Genomic DNA, 22,579 nt, shown 5'->3' with positions numbered 1-22,579 from the left:
GCGGGTGAAAAACTACCAATCGATGTTGAGTCTCGTATCAGCAGTTATCTGGCTGGCATAATTGAGAACGCACCCTAGTCAGGGCGACGGGATCGGGAAGGTAAACGTCGGATAGAAACTTTTACCTTCGCGTTCCAACGCCAACCTATTTTAAGATTCTTGATATTTGGCATAATAGTAAGCATTTGCTTACTGTTATGCCGATTTTAGCTCTTCGGGCAAGGCAATACGACGAGTGACAATGTGGGAAATAATAACACAGCATAGTCCGACAGTGATCAGCGTAAATGAATAACCCATAAATTCGGTCAGCACACCGAATAACAAACCACCCAATGCACCACCGCCAACATTAATCGCTCCCCACAGGCTCATAACCCGGCCTCTAAATCCACTTGCCACTGAAACCTGAATAAGTGATTGAGTGCCTACAGCACAAACTGTGGCACAAAAACTTAAGCCCCCCACAATGAGCAACCCTAGTTCAAAACTATTGGTATAACTGAACAGCACCAACAATAAACCTGAAGAAATAGCCCCCAGACGCATCGCCGGAAATAAGCGATCGGCACTAAAGAATGACAGCAGTAAACCCGCAATAATCGCACCTATCCCCGCTGCTGAATTAAGCCAGGCTAAGGCTTCCACTCCCCTATCGTAGAGTACCTCAACCGCTGCGGGCAAAATTTCCAGCAAGCCCCGACCTAACATCGCCGAAGCCGCAATCAGCATTAATAAGCGAAGGATCAGAGCTGAACTCAGGGCATAATAAAATCCGGCCTTTATATCCATGAAAAAGGTCAATTTCTGTGCCTTTGATACTCGCTGGCAGTTATCGAGTTTCAATAATAATAATACAATAGTTAGTGGTACATAACAGGTAGCAACTACCGCCAGCGCGGTGGCATTGCCCTGATATTTAATTAGCAGCCCTGCAATAACCGGCCCAATAAAACGTGAAGTATTGTATAAAATTGCATTAATGGCCACGGCCTTAGGCATGTTTTCGGCACTGACCAATTCTGGTACTAAAGACAGCCGTATCGACTGATAGGCACTATTGGCGACGCCGATCCCAAGAGCAAACAACAACAGCATCAGCGCATTCACTAACTGTTGCCACACCAACCAGGCCAATAACAGCGATAATAGCCCAAGTAAAATACTGGTGACGACGGCCGCCTGACGACGGTTAATACGATCCACCATTGCTCCAAACAATGGCCCGACCAAAATAGTCGGGAAAAACATTAAAAAGGCCAGCATTCCCAACCAGCTTTCTGAATGAGTCAGATCCCACATCATCCAGCCCAGTGTCATGCGTTGAATCCAAAGACCCTGAGTGGAAAAGATACTGCCACACAAATAGGTCAGATAATTATGTTCAGTAAAAATAGAGCGCTGCACTGTCTGTTACCACCCTCATGAAAAACCGGGCATCATACAGCAAAATCAACCGGCGCCATATCACAGTAATTCCGAGTAAAGGCAAATAATACGGCCAATCCAGCAGCTATGCTGGCAAATAGCGTTATGTGAAAAATAAACTTATCAAAAAATAAAAAATACTCATAACAAAAAAAACGCAACAACTTTACACGACTCGGTACTCCCAGTAGCATACCGGCATTAAACTGTCGTTAAAAACAGTTAACCCAACAGAATCAAGGTCACAACCCTCATGTCAGATAATATCAATGTCATCACTCAGAAAATTGAAGAAAAATTTAATGATATCGAGCACCAAATTTTTTCTGGCGATATATTCTCGCAATGGCGAGGCTCATTTGAAGTAAAAAAAGTTTACGTAAAGAAAGAAAACGCCGACATTAAGTGCGATCTCGACATCAGGTTAAAGCACTGGCCTGAAGGTGTTTCAGTTAAAGTTTACAAACACAAGGCGCTGGCGGTTCTGGCCTATGTTAAGGATCAACAGCTGTGCCAGGAGCACCTGAACACCGAGCCGGTACCTTGTAAGTTCTGGAAGGATGCCTTTTATTTCTCACATATTGCAGGTTTGGATCAAGGCCGCTATGTCCTGTTAGAAGGCAATGAGATGGCTGATCAAGATACCAGTACTTGCTTGAGCAAGCTAAAAATGCATATCGAAGAAATTAATAACATTTTGGGAGCTGATACTACTGACCTCAGTTAAGTAACTATTGAAGCCTTTTTCTATCTGTTTCATATCCTTACCGCTTAAGGTACGCGAGCAAAATCCCGATAAGGTACAGACTTTGCTGAATGACTGGTACCGGCACAAGGCCAGGGATGTGTTTGTCCGCAGGCTGGACGCCATGCTGGATCAGGCATTATGGGTAACCGGCCGCCCGCCTATTATGGTGTAGACGTTCGACCCTTGCGATGTTTCTGATGTGAGAGGTTTTATTGATACAACCATGTATGTTGGCATAATATAATGTTAATGGATGGCTCACATTATCTGGCGCCAGCTACAGCTTCTTCTATGCTGATAAGTTGCCAGTGGAACGACCTGCAAACAACTCGGTGCTCGAAAAGAGGCAAGACTGCCTGATCCGGCATGGCTTTAAACACAAAAAAACCCGCCGAAGCGGGTTTTTTAGGTCTTGAATTACCGAAGGGTAATTACAGAGCCTGAATCTGTGAAGCCTGAGGACCCTTGGCACCTTCGGTAGCGGTGTAGGATACTGCCTGGCCTTCTGCCAGAGTCTTAAAGCCGCTGCCGACGATTTCGGAGAAATGCGCGAACAAATCCTTGCCGCCATCAGCAGGAGTAATAAAACCAAAACCTTTTGCTTCGTTGAACCACTTAACGGTACCGTTAGCCATTTTATCTTACCTTTATTTTAGTGAGAGCTTATGCTCGAAAAATGCAACAAATATCAAAGAAAGGAAGTTTGGTGACTGTAGTGCCGTAAGGAACAAACAATATACAAAGGCCGCGCTAACTTGAAACTCTATGCTGGAGCGCACTCTACGCGGGCCAGGGGGTGACGTCAAATACTATCGTGCTGATTTATGATGCCGCCCTCCTCGCCACGCCCGTTGCGATCGGCTTCTGTCAAAAGCGGCTTCTTGGCCTGATACATGGCTTCATCGGCGTGTCGTAACAGGCTATCGGCATTGGTGCCATTCTGGGGATACAGACTGACACCCAGGCTGCCACTGATGCACACCTGCTGGCCAACGACGGTAAACGGTTGTTGCAACGTCTCCAGTATGCGATCGGCAATCATGTCGATATCACCGACATGATCAATATTCTCCAGCACAATCACGAACTCGTCCCCGCCGAACCGGGCTACCGTGTCTTCTTCACGCATACAATACAACAGCCGTTTGGCCACCATTTGCAGCAAGAGATCGCCGGCGGCATGCCCCAGAGTGTCATTGACTGATTTAAAACCGTCCAGATCAATAAACAGCACCGCCATCGAAGCTCCAGTACGTCTTGTATGGCTCAGCGCATGCTCCAGCCTGTCCATCAGCAGGGCACGCGCCGGCAAGCCGGTCAGTGCATCGTGGTGGGCCCGTTCGAGTTGCTCCCGGGTTTCTTCGGTTTTCCATTTCCAAAGCACCAGCCCCAATATCAGGATAATAAGCAGGGTAATGATGAAAAAAACGATCAATGCCTGTTTTTCCTGCTCGACGGTTCGCCCTCCTCCCAGCCATTTTTCATGCAATTGCTGAAAGGTTCCATTACGCCGCAGTATGCTCATACCCTCGTTAATCTGCGCCAGCAATGCCCGGTTACCTTTGGTCACTGCAAAGCTGTAGGCATGGGCAGAGCCAACCGAGCCGGTAATCACCATGTTGGTCAGTTTATGCTGCTGAATTTGATACAGTGCGATGCTTTGCAAGGTCAGCATGGCATCGTGATGGCCCGCCGAAAGCTGCGTTAAGCCGGTTTTTATATCTGCCACCGTGACCAGGTTGCGCTGACCGGCCAGTAGATGGCGATGGGCAAAGCCCCCTTTTATGGCAACGACCTCCTTGTTCTGCAAATCTTCGAGGCGATAGATCTCGGCGTTATCGTCTCTGACGATCATCACCACCGGCGAGAGATGATGTGGTTTGGCAAAATCAAACAGGGCGTCACGTTCCGGTGACGAAATAATGGTGGCCATATCGACCTCACCCGTCTGTAGCTGTTGCAGTACCTGCGCCAGCGGCATGGCCCTGAATTCCACTGCAAAGTTCATGGTGTCGGCAATGTCACGCATGAGGTCAATATTAAAGCCGATGGCCCGATTGGTAATGCTGTTTGCTTCGAATGGAAGTGACTGCTGATTGAGTGCATAAACAAATACCGGTCGTTCCGTCGGCTGTGCTGCCGTCGTACCGCTCAATAACAACAGTAACAGTACAAGTTGCTGTCCATGAGATATAAGACCCAGTAGTCCTGACATAACCGGACGCTTCCGGCCGAATCCGTATTTTGTCACTAGCACCGCTCCCAAGGCGTGGTCATCGCGCTTGATTGTGTTGTTTTTTATTTTTTTGTGCGTGTAACCAAAGAGCACAACATTGTTGGACAGGGATTCTATCCTAATTACGCTTTTATTGTTGTTACCAGGCATTAAAAATATTGCATTTTGACTCATCCAATTCATATCACATCGCATGTTGCCATTATATGCTTTACGATCAAATTTTCATGTTGGCATAATTATTATGTTTTCGTTACTCGTTGCGCCGGTGCCTTGGCTCATCATATGTGGCCATTATAAAACGGCAGACTGGTCCTTGTGCCATCGCAGTGCCCGGGTTGAAGATAAGCGTCATCAGCAACCAACGAGGACAATAGGGATGTATGTACTGATGGATATCATGGTATCGCCCGGCGGCGTGGGCACCTCGGTGTCACCTTATGTGGCCATGTGCCAGAAAATTTTTGAACAGGCAGGCCTCACCCACAGCATGCATGGCTACGGCACCAATGTAGAAGGTGAATGGGAAGAGGTAATGGCGGCGGTAAAACGCTGTCACGAGGAGCTTCATGCCGCCGGCGCGGTGCGTATTACCAGCCACATGAAGCTCGGGACCCGAATAGACAGAGCACAGACCATGGCAGACAAGGTGACCAGCGTGCAGAACAAGCTGGCGTGATTCGAACAGCAAGATGAAGCGCAAGCAGCGCTTTTGCTCCACCTTTTATCTGAGCTCACGCAGGGAGGTTAATGCCGGGTTGGCCTCCTTGCCCGTCAAATCAGTCATGTGTCAGCATTTTATTCTGCATGGTCTGCAATTATCCCGGGGGTATACTCGGCGATGCAGATTTTTGTGCTACTTACATGCCCTTAATCAAGGCCGTTTACTTGTCCGCGTTCGCTGTTTAGACTTTCGCTCCACTCTCTCTGTTGGTATTGCCATGACTTTTTCCGAGCTAAAGCTTCATCCTGATCTGCAGGCCGCCTTGCCGAGCCATTATCAGCAGCCAACCCGCATTCAACAATTGGCCATTCCGGTGATCCTGACCGGACAGGATGTGCTCGCGCTGGCCCAGACCGGCAGTGGCAAAACCCTCGCCTTTGGTTTGCCTTTATTACAGATATTACAGCAAACAAAGCAACAGCAAGAGCAGACTCAACCCCAGGCATTGGTACTGGTGCCCACACGCGAGCTGGCAACGCAAATCAGTATGGTGTTACAGCCGCTTGCTCAGGCCATGAATATCGGCATAGTGACGCTTTGTGGTGGAGTGGAACAAGAGCAGCAACTGGCCGCGCTGGCGACTGGCCCGCAACTGCTGGTAGCAACACCCGGTCGCTTGCTGGACTTACTGGAACAACAACTGCTTAGCCCGGATACCATTACACAGCTGGTGCTGGACGAAGCCGACCGCCTGCTGGAAATGGGCTTCTGGCCGGATATTCAGAAAATATTGGCCAGGCTGCCCGCGCAGCGGCAGACTCTGCTGTTTTCGGCAACCCTGCCCGCCGAGCTGGATGATATCGCGACCCATTTGCTTACTAACCCCGCTCGACTCGAAGCCCATGCCGGCAATAGCCTGGTCACTGAGATGGAAGAGCGTTGTTATCTGGTCAACAAGGGCAGCAAGGCGCAGGCGCTGATTGCCCTGCTCAAACAACATGCCTGGTCGCAGGTACTGGTGTTCATCAATGCACGCGACAGCGCCGATGCCCTGGCCAAGAAGCTGAACAAGGCCGGTATTCAGGCCGCGGCGCTGCACGGCGACAAGGATCAGCAAGTGCGGGAACAAACCCTGGCCGCGTTTAAAGACGGCCGCTTGCGGGTGCTGGTGGCGACCGATCTGCTGGCCCGGGGTATCGATGTCACCGCGCTGCCGGTGGTCTTCAACCTGGATCTGCCCACCAGCGCCCCCGTCTATATACATCGAGTAGGCCGTACCGCCCGCGCCGGTCGCAGTGGCCTGGCCATTTCGCTGGCATGCCACGCCGAGGCTGAAGCGCTGGCGGCGATACGTACGCTGACCGGATCCGAGTTGCCGCTGCAGGCGCTGGACGGCTTCCCGGTCACGGATCAGGCCGCCAGTGGCGAGCGCAAGCGTCCGCCCCGAGACAAACAGGCCAATCGCCGCAGCGCCGGCAAGCGCAGCATCAGGCAGTTCAAATCGTCACGTTGAATCTTCGATATACAAGGAAACCATCACGTGCGACTGATCGCGAGTTTACCCTGGTATGATTTGCCCGTGTTGCGGCCACGGCTGGATGCGTTCTGGTCCGTATTGAGCCATAAGTTGAGCCACGAGTTGAACAAGGATCTGCAGCGTGTGAATACCGATCGCTTGCCGTTACCAGACAGACTGAATCGTCACACTCCGCTCATCGAACAGTGGAGCCACCCGGGTTTGCTACTCAGCCAGTGTTGCGGGCCGGACCTGTTTACCCCTCAGGCACGGGAGCTGGTGCCCATCGCCCGCCCGGTATTCGGCGATCTCGACTGCACTCCGGGGCAGTATTTCAGCTATATCGTCAGCGCCAGCCATAAACCGTTCAGGCGGCATGACCTTCACCGCCCGAGCCGCTTCGTCATCAATTCCGCCAGCTCCCGCTCCGGCTGTGCCGCCCTGTTTGAATGGACAACGACCAACGGAATAGACTGCGATCAGGTCATGATCAGCGGCAGCCATGCAAGCAGCCTGGAATATCTGCGTAACGGTAGCGCCGATGTGGCGGCGATCGATGCCCACAGCTGGCCCTTGCTGGACAGCCGCGGCATCAGCATCATCGGCAACAGCACAGAGGCGCCCACTCCACCTTTCGTGATGCATCGGCGCAGCCCCATTACCCCCGGGCTGATGCAGGCGGCGTTGAGCAGTGCCATCCGACAGGCAGGCAACGCCATCAATATCGAGGCGGTGATCGGCGCCAGCCGCCAGACCTATCAGCCCATCTCCTCGGCCTGGCACACTCATCTGCCCGTTGGCGCCAGCCCCTGCTGTGCCCTGACATAGGCAGAATAATTTCTGGAACACCGAGTTATCCGCAGGCAATGCGAACAGGAGACGCCGGGGCATCAAGGAGGACAAATGCGATGGGTATCAGTAGATTTACCTCTACCGGCGCCGCCAGTACGGCGGCGGTGGTCTAATCAGGAAGCGGCCGCTAGAATAGCGCCCCTGTTTCACCAGCCGAGAACCCCATGGATACCTACGCCCTGCCCGTTTTTTATCGCCAACTGTGTGCCGCCTTCGAACAGGCCCAAGATGAACACCCCGATGAGATTCGGCGGCTGTTTCATGGCCGGGGCCGCTGCTGGCCGGGGCTGGAGCAGCTCACCGCCGACTGGCTGGATGGGCAGTTGCTGGTGTCCTTGTTCAAGGAGCCAACAAGCGAGTTTCTGACCGAGCTTAACACCCTGCTGCACAGTCTGACCGAACAGGACGCCTGGCAACAGAGCGGTGCCCGCGCATTGGTGCTGCAACACCGCAGCCGGGAAGGGGCGCCGGTAGAAGTATTATGGGGAACGCTGGAGCCACGCCCCCGAGTGCGCGAGCAGGGCCTGCACTATCAGCTGGAGCTGGGCCGTAATCAGAATCACGGGCTGTTTCTCGATATGCGGCTCGGTCGCCGCTGGGTGCGGCAACAGGCGCGGGGCTTGCGGATACTGAATCTGTTTGCCTATACCTGCGGCTTTTCGGTGGCGGCCATCGAAGGCGGCGCCGAGCAGGTGGTCAATCTGGACATGGCCCGGGCGGCACTCAGCCGAGGCCGGGACAATCACCGGCTCAACCGGCACGATCTGGGCAAGGTGGCCTTTCTCGGTCATGAGCTGTTCAAGTCCTGGGGCAAGGTGCGCAAACTGGGACCCTATGATCTGATCATCATAGATCCGCCGTCATTCCAGAAGGGCAGCTTTGCCCTGACCCAGGACTATCACAAGATACTGCGCCGCCTGCCCGAGCTGCTGAGTGAAAACGGTCAGGTGCTGGCCTGTGTCAACGACCCGAATGTGCCCAGCCGGTTTCTGATCGATAACATGGCCGAGCAGGCGCCAGCCTTGCACTTTGTCGAGCGACTGGACAACCCGCCCGAGTTTGCCGACATAGACCCGGAGGCCGGACTCAAGGCGCTGGTGTTTGGTCTATAAAACATTGGACGCTGATGTTGAAGGGTCAGACCTTGAATTGAAGATCCCGTAGGCGCCAATTCATTCGGCGCAAGTCGGCAGACGACGGGGTATAAACAAATAGAACGCCAGACTCATCACCCGGCGTGGTTTGTATTGCCCTGCTTCGCAGAGCCTGCCAGCTAAAACGGCAGCTACGGGATGCTCCCCTGATCATCTTCGGTCATGACCCGGTTTCGCCCGGTCTGCTTGGCGGCATACATGGCCGTATCGGCCCGCTCCACCAGGCTCTTGCGGTCGTCTCCGGGGCGCCATTGACTGACCCCCAGGCTGATGGTCACCCGACCCGCGGCGCCGAAGTCGGTTGCACCGACCGCTTGTCTGATGCGTTCGGCCAGCGCTTTTCCGTCATCCAGGCCACAACCCGATGCCAGAATCACAAACTCCTCCCCTCCCCAGCGCCCCAGACAGTCATTGTCTCTCAGCGTCCTGGTGATGACCTCTGCCAGGGTAGCCAGTACCGCATCGCCCGTCTCGTGCCCGTGTCGATCATTGATGCGCTTGAAAAAGTCCACATCCAGCATCAGCAACGCCAATGGCTGCCCCAGACGTACCGCCAGACCGATATCGGTCTCAATCGCCTGTTCGATACGATAACGATTCCAGACCCGGGTGAGTGCATCCGTGGTGGCGATCCCTTCCAGGCGCCGGTTGACCTGAGTCAGTCGGTTATTGAGATCACTGATAGCCTTGACCAGAATCGCCACGGTGACATCTTCGCCGATATCCAGTGCCGCCCGTTGCTCCCGCGGTAACCAGGGATCGCTCTGCTCGTGCACCTCCTCTACCCAGGTTTCAAAGGAGCGCTGCGGTGACAGAATCCGCTGACCATCTTCCATCTGCGACATGGCCTCCAGCCGCCCGGCCCAGCGATAGCTTTTCAGTCGTTCGGCGCGGAACAACAACAACCAGTCTCGCTGTTTCGCATCCACGGGGAGCGGTACCGCCAACAAGCCGGCATATTCCGGCCGTCCGCATACGTCACTCAGCGGCGTCGAGGCCAGATGCTGACTGCACCATACCCCGCTTCCCTGATGATGCGCATTCAGCCAGGCTCCCACTCTCGACAATTCGTCTTTTGACGGCACCTGACCCGAGCTGCATATCCGCCCGTTATGGATCAGCGCCACCCCGCCGGCATTGAACACGTCCAGCCATTCCTTGCTCCGGTGCTGCAACAGCTCCCCGGGTTCCTGAAACCCTGTCTGAGCCTCACCCAAGAGCTCGCGACATTCCTGAACCCGTCGCAGGTACGCCGTTTCATCCCGGGACTTGAGCAGAAACAGCCGCTGGGTCGTCATCTGCACCAGGGTGTAAACCGCGTCACGCACCAGTGGCGACAAAGACGTCGGCGCCAGGCCATGACAGGCAAGCAGCCCCCAGAGGCCGCTGTCACCCTGAATAGCCACAGACAATGCCGCCTGTACGCCCATGTTGCACATATAATCCAGATGCCTGGGCGACACCGCCCGCAGCACACCCGGAGACAAGTCCAGCGGCTCCGGGTACTCGGGATCCACCGCCGGCACCAGCGGCACCGCCGCCACGGTGGCATCGGGAATGCTGCGCACCGGGTTGATCAGATAAAGGCCGCGCACCTGTGGCGGTATATCGCTGGCCGGAAACGAATGGCCAAGGTAGCCGGACGCCTGTTCACTGCGGCTTTCGGCAACCACGGTACCGTGCCAGTCGGCATCAAACCGGTACACCATGACTCTGTCATGACCAGTCAGTGAGCGAACGGCCTCTACCAGCAACTGCAGCAGTGTATCCTCAGTCTCGGCACCGGCGATTCGAGTCAGCCATTCATTCACCGCCGGCAGCAAACGCTGCTCTGTCATACCACCTACCCGCTCCAGCTCTATCAGTACCCGCTGGCGATGACGATAGGCGATGAGCCGGAAACGACAACGACAGCCATTAATCTGTCGGTGGATAGTCAGGGTGCCGGGCAGTCGCTCCCTTTGCTGCAGCTCCTGCCGCAGCCGATTGATCAACCTGGCGCCGAGTAGCTGCGAGGGTGTTGCCTGCAAGGCTTGCGATACACTGATCCCCAACACCTGTTCGATATTGGCGCTAATCTGCACAATAACCGCGAGTTCATGATCAAGACTCAGCAGGCAACCGGCAGGCTGAATGGCGCCGGGGGCATGTACCGCTTCACGGTTGCACTGCGCCTGTAGCGCAGTCAGTTCAGGAGTTGTCTTGGGAGGCACGGTATCATTTCCAGTTAAAGGGATATCTTCGGCATCAGGCACAACCGGGACTCGCTGCTGCCTGATATTCATCGAGACCTGACAGGAACAATTGAAACGCGGCATCGGCCGCCGTCATTGCAGCCGGCTGCTCGGCATCGGGACAATGCCGTTCGGCAAACGGCCAGAAGGCACTCCAGCTCTCCGCTTCCTCTGCAATGGAAAAATAACCACTCGGCACCCGGTCGCCCAGGCTGCGATGAACGTTGCGGGCGATAACCCGGCTGCCGAGCCGGGCTCCTTCCAGTACATACAGTAACCCGATGAGCTGCCCGGGCCGACAAACCGTTAGCATTGGCGTTTTATCGATAATTGGCAACGGCTGATTCATGGCGGTCAGATCGTCTGTCAGCGCCGGGACTCGGGGCTGCAGCGGATAGTCCAACTGCAGATGGTGCAAGCCGCGGGCGATGGCTTCTTCCAGCCGGCACTGAGCGGAATAGAGCGCCAGCAATGCCTGTAGGTAATCTTCGCTTGTCAGCCCGGAGCTGACAAGCGGACGTAACACCGAATGGCTGTCCAGACGATGATGAGCATCGCGGGTGGCCTGTCTGAGACAGGTACCCAGTGCACTGGTCACTTTCATGATACCTCTTGGAAATCATTAACACGCATCATCAAGGCGAATGATATGAGCGGAGATTATCGAGGAAAAGAACAGGTTTTTACATACAGGCACGCCAAAAAGAAACAGGCTTCGAACGGTGAACCCGCCGAAGCCTGTCTGTCGCTCATCAACAGGAGAGGCTGTGCCGCCCCTTATGCCGGTTTGAATCGGGTGACCAGCTCCTGTAGCTCACCCGAGATTGACTTCAGGTAGGTAATGGATTGCGAGGCATTAACGGCACTGTCGGCACTGGAGTCGGCCAGGCCGGAGATATTGACCACCTGGCGATTGATGTCTTCCGACACATGGGCCTGCTCTTCTACCGCCGCCGCCATCTGGGTCGACATATCGGCAATATTACCGACCGCATCCGAAATACCGTTCAGCATGACACCGCTTTCGATGACCCGCTCCAGTCCCAGTTCGGCATTGGTGGCCCCATGATTGGCCACATTCACCGCATTGTCGGCCCGCGTCGTCAGCTCCTTGATAATGGCGTAGATTTCCCGGGTGGACTCCTGGGTACGTTTGGCCAGATTTCGCACCTCTTCCGCCACCACCGCAAAGCCACGCCCCTGCTCACCGGCTCTGGCCGCTTCAATGGCCGCATTCAGCGCCAGCAGGTTGGTTTGATCGGCAATCTGTTCAATCATCTGGGCTGCGCTGGCAATGTTGGCGGTCTGCTCCGACACCGCAGATACCGAATGACTGATTTCCGCTACCGTATCACGCAATGTTTCTATCGACTTCTTGGTGACCTCGGCCAGGCCGGTGCCCTTGTTGACCAGCTCATTGGCCATCTCGGCCGACGCGGCGGTTTCATTGACATGGCGAGACACCTCGGCAATGGTCGAGGTCATTTCATTCATCGCCGTGGCTACCTGCAGGGTCTCCGCCTGCTGGCGTTCTATTTCCGAGCTGGTCACCTGCGTCAGTTCAAGACCGGTGTCGGTCTCGCGGGCGACATTGGTTGCGGCATTTTCAATGCGGGTGATCACGGTACCCAGGTGTGATGTCTGACTGAGAATGGCAACTTTCAACCGGCCGGTTTCCATGTTGTCATCGGTATAACTTTGTACCGCCAGATCATGTGAAAAGGCATTTTTCAACAGCGCATTCAATGACGCGACCGTAGACTTTCTGGCCAGTGTTACCCAACCGGCATAACCGAGCACACCGGCCAACAGCCACCCATGCGCCAGCATGGTATGACCATATAGCAGCAGTCCGGCCCAGCTTGTCAGCGCCAGCAGCAGAAACAGGTTTTCTGATGCGATATTCAGTCGAGGGGTGGTTGGTTTATTATTTCGTATGTTGGCATAAAGACGCTCGGCGCGGGCAACGTCCTCTTTCCGGGGGCGGGAGCGCACCGACTCGTAGCCGATAATGTGGCCATTGTGGGTCATCGGGGTTACATAGGCATCCACCCAGTAATAGTCCCCATTCTTGCACCGGTTCTTGACCAACCCCATCCAGGGTTTACCGGCCAACAGATGCGTCCACATCATCTCAAAGGCCTGTACCGGCATGTCAGGGTGCCGCACTATGTTGTGGGGCTGGCCCAGTAACTCATCCCTGGCAAAGCCGCTCATCTCAACAAAGGCGTCGTTACATTCGGTGATATTGCCGTTTTTGTCGGTCACGGTAATCAGTTTTTCACCGTTGTTAAACATTCTCTCTCGGTTGGTCACGGGGAGATTTTCTCTCATATCACTACCTTACTCAAAAAGCAGAGGTAAATGGTCAGCATGAAGTACGAAAAACACGCACGACTGATGGCTGAATGAAAACATCAGCTTGCGGCATGACAGCGCTCATACAGGGCCATAAACCTACAATAAAGATACTACAGGCAGGATAAAATCACGGAGGTACACTTGGCGATCCATCTGTCCAGAAGTTTGTTCCATACGGCTTGTTATATCGGCGTTAAAATGCAATAAAAACAGCCTGACTAACGAGGTTATATCGACAGTAAAGTCGATATACTTGAGCATTATCACAGTTTTACCACAAAAAATCAGCAGCCTCGGTTATGATCCGGGCAACAAACGGCAACAAGAGACACCATGGATATCATTATCTCGGCCAGTAATGCCCTGACCAAATGGATGCAACTGACCTTGCCTCGGCAGCCCAGCCCCGATGGCAAACGCATCGGTACCCAACCGCTGAGCACCGGCTTTGCACAGGTCGCCTGGCAATGTCATGTGCTGGAGCACGGCAACAAGCGCGGGGCTCGCTACCATACGGTTATCGCGGTAGAAGCCTATAGCCGCTATGCCATTCTGCTGCCTTTTACCCGGCCGCCAACCCAGGTCGAGCTGGAAAAGGTGCTGCTGGAACGCTGGGGCAACGAAGCCTTGCACCTGGCGCTGAACAGCGGGGCCATCAACGACGACGAGCTGCCACTGATGGCAGATTGTTTTGCAGGTCAGGCCTGTCACACCCGCTGGGTCAACAACACCGACCTCAGTATCAACGGCCATATCGCCGATGCGGGGCAATGGGTGCAACAGACCCTGGCACACGAGGGCATGGAATACCTGGACGACAATCACTGTTATGGCCTGGGCATGCACATCAACCAGCTGTACAAAACCGTAGGGGGCCAACGCACCAAGGCGTTTCGGCCCATGATACGCTTGCTGGACGATGCCCTGTTTCGTTTTGGCTCGGGCCTGGCGGCCACCAGCTACCCCGACACCCGGGTGGGTGACTTTCCCTGCCCGTATCCGGATCAGCCGGTGTGCAATAACGTGGTGGAGCTGGCACCATACCGCCGCCGACGGGCCCGCTGAGCAAAACAGGCGGCGCCGTATCCTTTACCGCAGTCCGGAGCGCCGTGGCGTATCATCCCATCAATGATTAAATTACCGGCAATTACGCCGGCAAACGGCCATGAAAACGCGCTTTTTAGCGCATATTGACCATAGCGCTGTCGACCCCGGGCGTGGCTGCAGTATACTGACGGCAATTTACCAATGTTGATGAGTTTTTGAGTGCAGCCACTGAGTCACGTCGAACTGAACCCCGTCTTTACACTACCCGAACTCTCCACCCTGAACGATGTGCCCTCGCGGCCGTTCAGCGCGCTGCAGGCCCGGGTAGATTCCGCCTTCGCCACCCTGTCGGAACTGAACGCGGTCAATCCGGTGCTGTTACTCAACGGATTTCCGGGTACCGATTATGAAGAGCTGGTGCAGGATCTGGTCAGAAAGCATGCCAAGCATGCAGACCTGTTTGACCTCTGCTACGCCGAAAACCTGAATCATCCTCAAAAACCCATCTGGTTACGGTTGAAAGCCGGCACCGGCCTCGAGTTCTGTGAACTGGTCGGCCAGTTGCTGGAACTGTCGTCCCGCCACCTGGAAGCCGAGCACGTGGTGCAGCGGATCCTGAAAAAGCAGGGCAACGACGAAAAAGTTGCCGACTATCTGTCATTGCTGTCGCAGCATGTGGCCGCCGGTCAGGGCTTTAGCCACCCCGTATTGATCAACCTGATGGTGCACCGGCACGACAATACCATCCCCATTGTTTATGCCCGTCAGTTCACCCCCGAGCAGCTGTTTGGTGCCATCCACTTTCAAACCGAGCAGGGATCTGTGTTCAGTCACCATCATCTGCTGGAGCCGGGCCTGATCCATCAGGCCAACGGCGGTTACCTGATAGTACCGATTGAAGAGTTGCTCGATCAGCCCAACCTCTGGTTTCGGCTCAAGCATGCCCTCGCCGCCCGTCAGGTAGAATGGAGTCGGGCGGCAGAAATGACTTCGTTCTACTTTCAGCCCGAGCCACCGCCGCTGGATATTCATCTGATCCTGGTCGGCGATCGACTGTCGGTGGCCGAGCTCTACCTGCTCGACCGGGAGCTGGATACCCTGGCGTTTTTGCGGGCCGACATTATTCCCGAATGGGATGTACGCGATGATCTCCCCTCTTACCTCGGCTTTCTGTCTCACCTGCGCCAGAAACACCAGCTGCTGGACATGGACACCGGCGCCATACTGCGTCTGTGCGGCTATGGATGCCGGCTGACCGAACACCAGCACCGGTTATCTCTGGTCGAATCCCAGCTGGTGGCCATGATGCAATTGTCGGACGTCATCGCCCGGCGCGAGCAGAGCGAACTGATTACCGAAGCCCATGTGGTGCTGGCTCAGCAAGAGCAGGATCACCGCCTGAGCTTTCTGGTGGAACAATCGGATCTGGGCGTGCGTGACGGCCAGTACCTGCTGCAGACCAGCGGCAAGATCGTTGGCCAAATCAATGGCCTGTCGGTCATACAGATCACCGGCCACCCGTACGACTTCGGCGAACCGGTACGACTCACCGCCACCGTGCACCTGGGCGATGGCGACGTGGTGGATATAGAGCGCAAGGCCGATCTGGCCGGTCATATTCATGCCAAGGCGATGATGATCATCCATGGCTATCTGGCCAACCTGTTCGGGGCCGAGCATCCTTCCCCCCTGTCCGCCAACCTGGTGTTCGAACAGTCCTATCACGAGATAGACGGCGACAGCGCCTCGCTCACCGGCCTGTGTGCCCTGCTCTCGGCCCTGGCCAAAGAGCCTATTTATCAGCACTTTGCAGTAACCGGCGCCGTGGATCAGTTTGGTCATGTGCAACCGGTGGGCGGAGTAAACGAGAAAATAGAAGGCTTTTTCCGGCTGTGCAAAATTCAGGGACTCACCGGCAAGCAGGGGGTCTTGCTGCCGGCCAGCAACCGGCTGCAGCTCAACCTGTCGGATGAGGTCAGTGCCGCCATCGAAGCCGGCCAGTTTCATATTTATCCCGTCGCCCATGTCGAGCAGGCCATCGAGCTGCTCACCGGCAGCGTGGCCGGCGATGTCGAGCAACCGGATACGCTGTTCGGCCGCATTCGTGACCGCCTCGATGAACTTAACGGCCATACTGTGGAAACCGGCTTTTTACGGCGCCTGTTCCGACGCTGAAGTAATCAGACTGAAGTGATCGGACTTGTCTGGCGAACAACTGTTCGCTAAAGTGGCGCCAATTTGCAATCCAGGCCTTGGCCTGAACAAAACGGAATAGTGAAATGTCTTCACAAAAAGAACTGGGTAAACATTCCTTTACCAGAGAAGAATTGCTGGCCTGTAGCCAGGGTGAATTATTCGGCCCGGGCAACAGCCAGTTGCCGGCCCCCAACATGCTGATGATGGATCGCATCATGCGCATCAACGACGATGGCGGCGAACACGGCAAGGGCGAGATCATCGCCGAGCTGGATATCAATCCGGATCTGTGGTTCTTCGATTGCCACTTCCCCGGTGACCCGGTCATGCCCGGTTGTCTGGGCCTGGATGCCATGTGGCAGCTGGTCGGTTTTTTCCTGGGCTGGAAAGGCGGCCCCGGCAAGGGCCGTGCTCTGGGTGTGGGTGAAGTGAAGTTCACCGGTCAGATCCTGCCGACCGCCAAGAAAGTCACCTATAAAATCACCCTCAAGCGGGTGATCTGGCGCAAGCTGGTCATGGGCATCGCCGATGGTATCGTTGAAGTCGACGGCCGCGTGATCTATGAAGCAAAAGATCTGAAAGTCGGTCTCTTTACCGATACGTCCAGCTTCTGATAGAGAAGAGTGAAAATATTAAGGCCCCGACATGTCGGGGCCTTTTTTGTTGAAACGGTAATATCTTTATTTTATGAAGAGGCCCGAGCCCTTGTCTTCCATGGCATCTCGCCAACCCCCCAGCCAGTGTCCCTTGGCATCGAAATCATTATAGGGGCATTGCTCTTTTGCTCGACCACTGACGCCAGCCTGATAACCGCGGGTACGTGCTCTTTCCAGACGGTCACGTTTTTGTCTCTTCATAGGTATAACCCTCGTATAATCAACAAAAAGTGCACGGCAGCGTTACCACCGCCGCCCCTTATCAATAAGGGAATTAGGGCCCGAGATCAAGACTAATTTTTAACCAAAAGTGTGGTTTCGAGATTAACAACTGATATTTATGACATTTTAATGAAGGCCGAGAAAATCAAAGCTGTGAAATGTGAGTTACTTCACTCCGGCAATCTCATAGCAATTTGAATAAACATCTGATCATTTTCAAAACCGAGATCAGAGGCAGCACAGGCGACTCCGCAGCATTGGGGAGGATGAAGGGTTTTACTCCAGCGACCATCACATGACAGGACGTCATGTGCTGAGCGTCGCAGGGATGCGGTTCAGCGTGTCGGGGGAGTGAACCCTTCGTTCGACCTTTACCTAGCAGCCAAGTAGATCAGTTAGTTTTCCAGATTGGTATGAGTTGGGAATGACGACGGAACCATAGTTATTGCGCGGAATAGCAAGATGCCCGCATCGGCGGGCATCTTGAAAGTAAAGAAGCGTGATGTCGGCGGCTTAACCGGCGGACATGGCTTCCAGCTCTTCCCATCGGGCGAAGGCCACTTCCAGCTCGGCTTCCGTATCGGCCAGTTGCTGCAGGGTCGACTGCGTCTGCGCTTCGGGCTGGCTGAAAAAGTCCGGCGCATTGACCGTTTGCTGCAATGACGTTATCTTCTGCTCCAGCTGTTCCAGCTGCAACGGCAAACCATTCAGCTCTTGCTGCAGTTTGTACGACAGCTTCTTGCCCGGCCTGGGTTTGTTCTCGGCCTTGTTGTCAGCTTTGTTGTCGGGCTTGGCTGCCGGCTTGGCGGCTTTTTCTTTCGCTACCGCCACCTCGGTCTGATAGGACAACTGATGCTGCATGTCCTGATAGCCACCGACAAACTCGCTGACCTTGCCCTCGCCTTCAAACAACCAGCAATGGGTGGCGGTGTTATCGATAAAGTCCCGATCGTGGCTGACCAGCAGCAGGGTGCCTTTGTAATCGGCGAGCAACTCTTCGAGCAGCTCCAGGGTTTCGACGTCCAGATCGTTGGTTGGCTCATCGAGCACCAGCAGGTTGCTGGGCTTGAGGAACAAGCGAGCCAGCAGCAGGCGGTTTTTCTCGCCGCCCGACAGCGCTTTCACCGGGGTACGGGCGCGCTTGGGCTCGAACAGAAAATCCTGCAGGTAGCCGAGCACGTGGCGGCTGCGACCATTGACTTCCACTTCCTGCTTGCCTTCGGCCAGGTTGTCCATCACGGTGCGCTCGGGATCCAGCTGTTCCCGATACTGATCGAAATAGGCCACGTCCAGCTTGGTGCCACACTTCAGAGTGCCATGCTGAGCTTCCAGTTTACCCAACAGCAACTTGATGAGGGTACTCTTGCCGCAACCGTTGGGGCCCACCAGGGCAATTTTGTCGCCGCGCTGCACCAGAGTTGAAAAGTTCTTGAGCAACGGTTTACCTTCGTAGGCGAAGTCGATGTTCTCGGCCTCGAACACGATTTTGCCGGAACGACGCACATCGTCCAGGGTCACGCTGACCTTGCCGACGCTTTCACGACGCTGACTGCGCTCATTACGTAATGCCTTGAGGGCACGAACCCGACCTTCGTTACGGGTGCGGCGCGCCTTGACACCCTGGCGGATCCAGGCTTCTTCCTGCGCCAGACGCTTGTCGAACAGCGCATTCTGCTCGGCTTCTACCCGCAGCGCTTCTTCCTTGCTGACCAGGTAGTCGTCATAGTTGCCGGGCCAGCTGGACAGCAGGCCGCGATCCAGATCCACGATGCGGGTGGCCATCTTGCGAATAAAGGCACGATCGTGGCTGACGAAGACGATGGCGCCCCTGAAGTCCACCAGAAAGCTTTCCAGCCAGGCAATGGCGTCGATATCCAGGTGGTTGGTCGGTTCGTCCAGCAGCAGAATGTCCGGATCGTTGGTGAGTGCACGGGCCAGGGCCACCTTGCGCAACCAGCCGCCCGACAGGTCGTTCAGCCGGGTATCACCGTTCAGGCCGAGCAGGGTCAGGCTCTGATTGATACGGGTGTCAAACTGCCAGCCATTGGCATGCTCTACCTGCTCTTGCAGCCGCATCAGCTCGTTCATGGCTTTTTCCGAGGTGTCGTGACACACCAGATCCAGCTGATGATGATACTTGGCCAGCAAGGCCCCCATCTCGGCAAGACCACCGGCCACATAGTCGAACACGGTTTGATCGTCGGCGACCTTGGGGGGATCCTGCTCGAGTCGGGCGATATTGATGTTCTGCTGCAGCTGACGACGGCCGTCGTCAAGCTGCAGTTCGCCGGCAATCACCTTCATCAGGGTCGACTTGCCGGCACCATTACGGCCCACGATACAGACCCGTTCTCCGGCCAGTATATTGAATTCCAGCCCGTCCAGTAACGGGGCATCACCAAACGCCAACTGGGCGTTTTGCAGGGTTAACAAACTCATGAAGTCACTCGGTTAAAGGCAATAATATCGGCGGCGCTAAAGGGCCAGTCCAGCTCGGCGCCATCTTGGCGGCGCAAAACCGGAATCCGTACCGCGTAAGCGGCCAGCCATTGCTCATTGTTGATAATATCTTGTTGCTCTGTGTCACCAGCCAGGCCGCACTGCTCAAGCAGTGCCCAGGCCTGTTCGCACAGGTGGCAACCATCGGTAGAAAACAGCGTCAGGCTCATCATCGGCTCCGGCGAATTTCCCAGCAGTTATGAATGTGCGGATTACGGGCGAAATCTTTCGGCAGGCTGGCCTTGGTAATGTCTTTGGCCACCAGGCCCAATTCTTCCAGCCCGGCCATGTCCATTTTGAAATGACGCTTGTTGTTGGAAAAAATCAGCAGGCCATCCGGGCGCAGTCGATTACTCAGCAACCGCAACAACTCGATATGGTCACGCTGCACGTCGAAGGCATCTTCCATTCGCTTGGAATTGGAGAAAGTCGGCGGATCGACGAAGATCAGGTCGTAATCGTCACCCGGCTTGCTCAACCAGTTCAGGCAGTCGGCCTGCACAAACTGGTGGCGACGACCGGTCAGACCGTTGAGCTGCATGTTGCGCTCGGCCCAGCCCAGATAGGTTCTGGACATGTCGACGGTGGTGGTGGATTTGGCGCCGCCCAGGCCGGCATGCACGGAGGCGGTGCCGGTGTAGGCAAACAGATTGAGAAAATCCTTGCCCCTGGCCAGTTCGCCCAATTGTTTGCGGATGGGTCTGTGATCCAGAAACAGGCCGGTGTCGAGATAATCGTACAGGTTGACCAACAGGCGGGCGTTGTGCTCCTGCACTTCCAGCCACTGATCGCGACGATCCAGCTTTTCATACTGTTCCCTGCCCTGCTGGCGCGAACGGACTTTCAGTATCACCTTGCTGCCCTGTACGCCGGTAACCGCCATGGTCGCCTGCACCAGATCGTAGAAACGACCACGGGCCTTGTACTCGGGAATGGTTTTCGGTGCCGCGTATTCCTGAATGACGATATAGTCCTGATAACGGTCGATGGCGGCGTTGTATTCCGGCAAGTCGGCATCATAGAGTCGGTAGCAGTCAATCTGCTCGTTACGGGCCCATTTCTCCAACGCCTTGATGTTCTTGGCCAGGCGGTTGGCAAAGTCTTCCGCCAGCGGGCGTGCCGCCCGGGCATCTTCGGCAATTTGATAGTTACGCAGTTCACAGGCCAGGGCGCCGTTGAACAGCTTGTAGATTTTTTCGTGGCGCAGACGCAGGCAGCTGAGCAGCTCGGGCGAGCTGGAAATCAGGCTGACGTGCCAGCCCTTGAACTGATCGCGCAGGGTGTCGCCCAGCTGCTGATGCAGCCCCAGCAAAGACGGAAACTCGCTCAGGCGTTCACCGTAAGGCGGGTTGGAGATCAACCAGCCGGGCTCGGCGGCGGGGTTGATCAGGCTGGTGACGCTGCCCTGGGCAAAACGGATAAGCCCGGCGACGCCGGCAGACTCGGCATTTTCCTGGGCGAAGGCCAGTACCCGCTTGTCCTGGTCGAAACCATAAAGCCGGGTGTTGGCCTGTTTCATACCCCGGGTCGCACGTACCGTGGCCTCGGCGCTGATCTCCTGCCACAGGGCGCGATCGTGACCGCTCCAGGCCATGAAGCCGAAACGCACCCGCAACAGGCCCGGCGCCTGATCGGCCGCCATCAAGGCCGCTTCTATTAATAAGGTACCGGAACCACACATGGGGTCGACCAACGGCTTGGTAATATTCCAGCCACTGCGCAGCAGAATGGCCGCGGCCAGGTTTTCCTTCAGGGGGGCTTCACCCGCCTGTTGGCGGTAGCCCCGTTGGTGCAGCGCCGGGCCGGACAAGTCCAGGGTAATGCTGAGTTGATTACGCTTGAGGTGCGCCAGAATACGAATGTCCGGCGTGCGCTTGTCCACGTTCGGTCGCTCGCCCCAGCGCTTGGTCAGCCGGTCGACGATGGCGTCCTTGATCTTGAGCGCCCCGTACTGGGTATTGGTGATGGCATCATTACCGCCAGAAAAGTCCACGGCAAAGGTCTGCCCTGGTTGAATATGCTGCTCCCACTCGATATTGGCCGCGCCCAGATAAAGGTCCATATCATCACGCATGGTGAAGTCGGCCAGTTGCAGCATGATACGCGACGCCAGTCGGGACCACATGCAGGCACGGTAAGCGGTGGCCAGTTCACCCTTGAAGGCCACACCGGCCACGGTTTCCTGAAGCGAGGTGGCGCCCAGGTTTTTCAGTTCTTCGGTGAGTAAGGATTCCAGGCCCTTGGGGCAGGTAGCAAAAAACGGCAGCATAGTCAGGCTTTTCAAATAAAAGAGGGCCGCATTATACCTGAACCGCCGCCGGTCTGTAAGAATTGCCGCTTATTGCACGCAATATCGGCAGCTTGCGGCATTATTCAGCAGACAAAACAAAGTTCTGGCAACGCCCTTGCATTCGGTGATGTGGATCACTAGTATACGCAGCCTGAGGACGCGGGATGGAGCAGTCTGGTAGCTCGTTGGGCTCATAACCCGAAGGTCGTCGGTTCAAATCCGGCTCCCGCAACCAACTCAGCAAGCAGTACAGCAAGACCAGAAGTAGTAAAAAGCGTAAGTCATGGACGCGGGATGGAGCAGTCTGGTAGCTCGTCGGGCTCATAACCCGAAGGTCGTCGGTTCAAATCCGGCTCCCGCAACCAACTTGAGCAAGCAGTACAGTAATACCAGAGTAGTAAAAGCGTAAGTCATGGACGCGGGATGGAGCAGTCTGGTAGCTCGTCGGGCTCATAACCCGAAGGTCGTCGGTTCAA

Annotated in this window: 18 protein-coding genes and 2 tRNA genes; 10 read left to right on the top strand and 10 right to left on the bottom strand. The window is 55.3% G+C overall.

All coding sequences use genetic code 11. The annotated features are described in order from the left end of the window. Nucleotides 1–195 precede the first annotated feature (195 nt). Nucleotides 196–1,407: an MFS transporter gene (locus Q0753_RS14475; RefSeq protein ID WP_298722603.1), complete on the bottom strand. Its 1,212-nt coding sequence runs from the start codon at nt 1,405–1,407 to the stop codon at nt 196–198. A 274-nt stretch (nt 1,408–1,681) separates the two neighbouring features. On the opposite strand from Q0753_RS14475, the gene Q0753_RS14470 reads away from it, so the two are divergent. Beyond that, nucleotides 1,682–2,155, top strand: coding sequence for a hypothetical protein (locus tag Q0753_RS14470; protein ID WP_298722600.1), 474 nt, complete (start codon nt 1,682–1,684; stop codon nt 2,153–2,155). A gap of 452 nt (nt 2,156–2,607) precedes the next feature. Here the strand turns inward: Q0753_RS14470 and Q0753_RS14465 are convergent, their stop codons facing one another. After that, entirely contained in the window at nt 2,608–2,811 is a 204-nt protein-coding gene (locus tag Q0753_RS14465) for a cold-shock protein (RefSeq protein WP_298722597.1), read from the bottom strand. Between the two features lie 167 nt (nt 2,812–2,978). Next, a complete protein-coding gene (locus Q0753_RS14460; protein ID WP_298722595.1) occupies nt 2,979–4,595 on the bottom strand; it encodes a diguanylate cyclase in 1,617 nt (538 codons plus the stop codon). A gap of 208 nt (nt 4,596–4,803) precedes the next feature. Between Q0753_RS14460 and Q0753_RS14455 the strand changes: the two genes are divergently transcribed. The 4 genes from Q0753_RS14455 (at nt 4,804) to Q0753_RS14440 (ending at nt 8,556) form a co-directional block, all read left to right on the top strand. Then, nucleotides 4,804–5,091 carry an MTH1187 family thiamine-binding protein gene (locus tag Q0753_RS14455; protein WP_298722593.1) on the top strand — a complete coding sequence of 96 codons (288 nt, stop codon included), beginning with the start codon at nt 4,804–4,806 and terminating at the stop codon, nt 5,089–5,091. A 262-nt stretch (nt 5,092–5,353) separates the two neighbouring features. Next, nucleotides 5,354–6,589, top strand: coding sequence for a DEAD/DEAH box helicase (locus tag Q0753_RS14450; protein ID WP_298722591.1), 1,236 nt, complete (start codon nt 5,354–5,356; stop codon nt 6,587–6,589). Between the two features lie 27 nt (nt 6,590–6,616). Further along, nucleotides 6,617–7,420: a PhnD/SsuA/transferrin family substrate-binding protein gene (locus Q0753_RS14445; protein WP_298722590.1), complete on the top strand. Its 804-nt coding sequence runs from the start codon at nt 6,617–6,619 to the stop codon at nt 7,418–7,420. A 188-nt stretch (nt 7,421–7,608) separates the two neighbouring features. Continuing rightward, nucleotides 7,609–8,556: a class I SAM-dependent methyltransferase gene (locus tag Q0753_RS14440; RefSeq protein WP_298722588.1), complete on the top strand. Its 948-nt coding sequence runs from the start codon at nt 7,609–7,611 to the stop codon at nt 8,554–8,556. Nucleotides 8,557–8,729: 173 nt separating this feature from the next. On the opposite strand, the gene Q0753_RS14435 is transcribed toward Q0753_RS14440, so the two are convergent. The 3 genes from Q0753_RS14435 to Q0753_RS14425 all read right to left on the bottom strand — a co-directional run bounded on the left by Q0753_RS14435 (nt 8,730) and on the right by Q0753_RS14425 (nt 13,130). Continuing rightward, a complete protein-coding gene (locus Q0753_RS14435) occupies nt 8,730–10,811 on the bottom strand; it encodes a sensor domain-containing diguanylate cyclase (protein WP_298722586.1) in 2,082 nt (693 codons plus the stop codon). A gap of 34 nt (nt 10,812–10,845) precedes the next feature. Then, a complete protein-coding gene (locus tag Q0753_RS14430; protein ID WP_298722584.1) occupies nt 10,846–11,436 on the bottom strand; it encodes a biliverdin-producing heme oxygenase in 591 nt (196 codons plus the stop codon). 173 nt (nt 11,437–11,609) lie between these two features. After that, a complete protein-coding gene (locus Q0753_RS14425; protein ID WP_298722583.1) occupies nt 11,610–13,130 on the bottom strand; it encodes a PAS domain-containing methyl-accepting chemotaxis protein in 1,521 nt (506 codons plus the stop codon). A 396-nt stretch (nt 13,131–13,526) separates the two neighbouring features. Here Q0753_RS14425 and Q0753_RS14420 point away from each other — a divergent pair, with 396 nt between their 5' ends. The 3 genes from Q0753_RS14420 to fabA all read left to right on the top strand — a co-directional run bounded on the left by Q0753_RS14420 (nt 13,527) and on the right by fabA (nt 17,050). After that, complete coding sequence (locus Q0753_RS14420; RefSeq protein WP_298722581.1) at nt 13,527–14,258, top strand: hypothetical protein; 732 nt, start codon at nt 13,527–13,529, stop codon at nt 14,256–14,258. 201 nt (nt 14,259–14,459) lie between these two features. Beyond that, nucleotides 14,460–16,415: a Lon protease family protein gene (locus Q0753_RS14415; RefSeq protein WP_298722579.1), complete on the top strand. Its 1,956-nt coding sequence runs from the start codon at nt 14,460–14,462 to the stop codon at nt 16,413–16,415. 104 nt (nt 16,416–16,519) lie between these two features. After that, nucleotides 16,520–17,050, top strand: a complete 531-nt coding sequence (fabA, locus tag Q0753_RS14410; RefSeq protein WP_298722577.1) for a 3-hydroxyacyl-[acyl-carrier-protein] dehydratase FabA — start codon at nt 16,520–16,522, stop codon at nt 17,048–17,050. A 66-nt stretch (nt 17,051–17,116) separates the two neighbouring features. Here the strand turns inward: fabA and rmf are convergent, their stop codons facing one another. The 4 genes from rmf to rlmKL form a co-directional block, all read right to left on the bottom strand. Continuing rightward, on the bottom strand, nt 17,117–17,293 hold the full coding sequence (gene rmf / locus Q0753_RS14405) for a ribosome modulation factor (protein ID WP_071474110.1): 177 nt from the start codon (nt 17,291–17,293) through the stop codon (nt 17,117–17,119). A 534-nt stretch (nt 17,294–17,827) separates the two neighbouring features. After that, nucleotides 17,828–19,753, bottom strand: coding sequence for an ABC transporter ATP-binding protein (locus Q0753_RS14400; protein WP_298722565.1), 1,926 nt, complete (start codon nt 19,751–19,753; stop codon nt 17,828–17,830). Further along, nucleotides 19,750–19,983 (bottom strand): glutaredoxin family protein, encoded by a 234-nt coding sequence (locus tag Q0753_RS14395; RefSeq protein WP_298722562.1) that lies wholly within the window; start codon nt 19,981–19,983, stop codon nt 19,750–19,752. The genes Q0753_RS14400 and Q0753_RS14395 overlap by 4 nt, the downstream gene beginning before the upstream one ends. Then, the gene (rlmKL, locus tag Q0753_RS14390; RefSeq protein WP_298722559.1) at nt 19,983–22,082 is read right to left on the bottom strand and encodes a bifunctional 23S rRNA (guanine(2069)-N(7))-methyltransferase RlmK/23S rRNA (guanine(2445)-N(2))-methyltransferase RlmL; all 2,100 of its coding nucleotides are present in this window, start codon (nt 22,080–22,082) and stop codon (nt 19,983–19,985) included. Before rlmKL ends, Q0753_RS14395 begins: the two co-directional genes overlap by 1 nt. 179 nt (nt 22,083–22,261) lie before the next feature. Between rlmKL and Q0753_RS14385 the strand changes: the two genes are divergently transcribed. Both Q0753_RS14385 and Q0753_RS14380 read left to right on the top strand, forming a co-directional pair. Next, nucleotides 22,262–22,338: transfer RNA gene (locus Q0753_RS14385), tRNA-Met, on the top strand. A gap of 53 nt (nt 22,339–22,391) precedes the next feature. Then, nucleotides 22,392–22,468, top strand: a tRNA-Met gene (locus Q0753_RS14380). Nucleotides 22,469–22,579 lie beyond the last annotated feature (111 nt).

It is taken from the genome of uncultured Oceanisphaera sp. (assembly GCF_947495715.1).
In the GTDB taxonomy this organism is placed as follows: domain Bacteria; phylum Pseudomonadota; class Gammaproteobacteria; order Enterobacterales; family Aeromonadaceae; genus Oceanimonas; species Oceanimonas sediminis.
The sequence above is the reverse complement of the archived record's forward strand: the minus strand, read 5'-3'. Positions and strand labels throughout refer to the sequence as shown.

What these genes read in the sequence shown, in the direction of transcription:
- Q0753_RS14470 (WP_298722600.1), top strand. Translation starts at nt 1,682, where the DNA reads ATGTCAGATAATATCAATGTCATCACTCAGAAAATTGAAGAAAAATTT.
- Q0753_RS14465 (WP_298722597.1), bottom strand. Translation starts at nt 2,811, where the DNA reads ATGGCTAACGGTACCGTTAAGTGGTTCAACGAAGCAAAAGGTTTTGGT.
- Q0753_RS14460 (WP_298722595.1), bottom strand. Translation starts at nt 4,595, where the DNA reads ATGAATTGGATGAGTCAAAATGCAATATTTTTAATGCCTGGTAACAAC.
- Q0753_RS14455 (WP_298722593.1), top strand. Translation starts at nt 4,804, where the DNA reads ATGGATATCATGGTATCGCCCGGCGGCGTGGGCACCTCGGTGTCACCT.
- Q0753_RS14450 (WP_298722591.1), top strand. Translation starts at nt 5,354, where the DNA reads ATGACTTTTTCCGAGCTAAAGCTTCATCCTGATCTGCAGGCCGCCTTG.
- Q0753_RS14440 (WP_298722588.1), top strand. Translation starts at nt 7,609, where the DNA reads ATGGATACCTACGCCCTGCCCGTTTTTTATCGCCAACTGTGTGCCGCC.
- Q0753_RS14430 (WP_298722584.1), bottom strand. Translation starts at nt 11,436, where the DNA reads ATGAAAGTGACCAGTGCACTGGGTACCTGTCTCAGACAGGCCACCCGC.
- Q0753_RS14425 (WP_298722583.1), bottom strand. Translation starts at nt 13,130, where the DNA reads ATGTTTAACAACGGTGAAAAACTGATTACCGTGACCGACAAAAACGGC.
- Q0753_RS14420 (WP_298722581.1), top strand. Translation starts at nt 13,527, where the DNA reads ATGGATATCATTATCTCGGCCAGTAATGCCCTGACCAAATGGATGCAA.
- fabA (WP_298722577.1), top strand. Translation starts at nt 16,520, where the DNA reads ATGTCTTCACAAAAAGAACTGGGTAAACATTCCTTTACCAGAGAAGAA.
- rmf (WP_071474110.1), bottom strand. Translation starts at nt 17,293, where the DNA reads ATGAAGAGACAAAAACGTGACCGTCTGGAAAGAGCACGTACCCGCGGT.
- Q0753_RS14400 (WP_298722565.1), bottom strand. Translation starts at nt 19,753, where the DNA reads ATGAGTTTGTTAACCCTGCAAAACGCCCAGTTGGCGTTTGGTGATGCC.
- Q0753_RS14395 (WP_298722562.1), bottom strand. Translation starts at nt 19,983, where the DNA reads ATGAGCCTGACGCTGTTTTCTACCGATGGTTGCCACCTGTGCGAACAG.
- rlmKL (WP_298722559.1), bottom strand. Translation starts at nt 22,082, where the DNA reads ATGCTGCCGTTTTTTGCTACCTGCCCCAAGGGCCTGGAATCCTTACTC.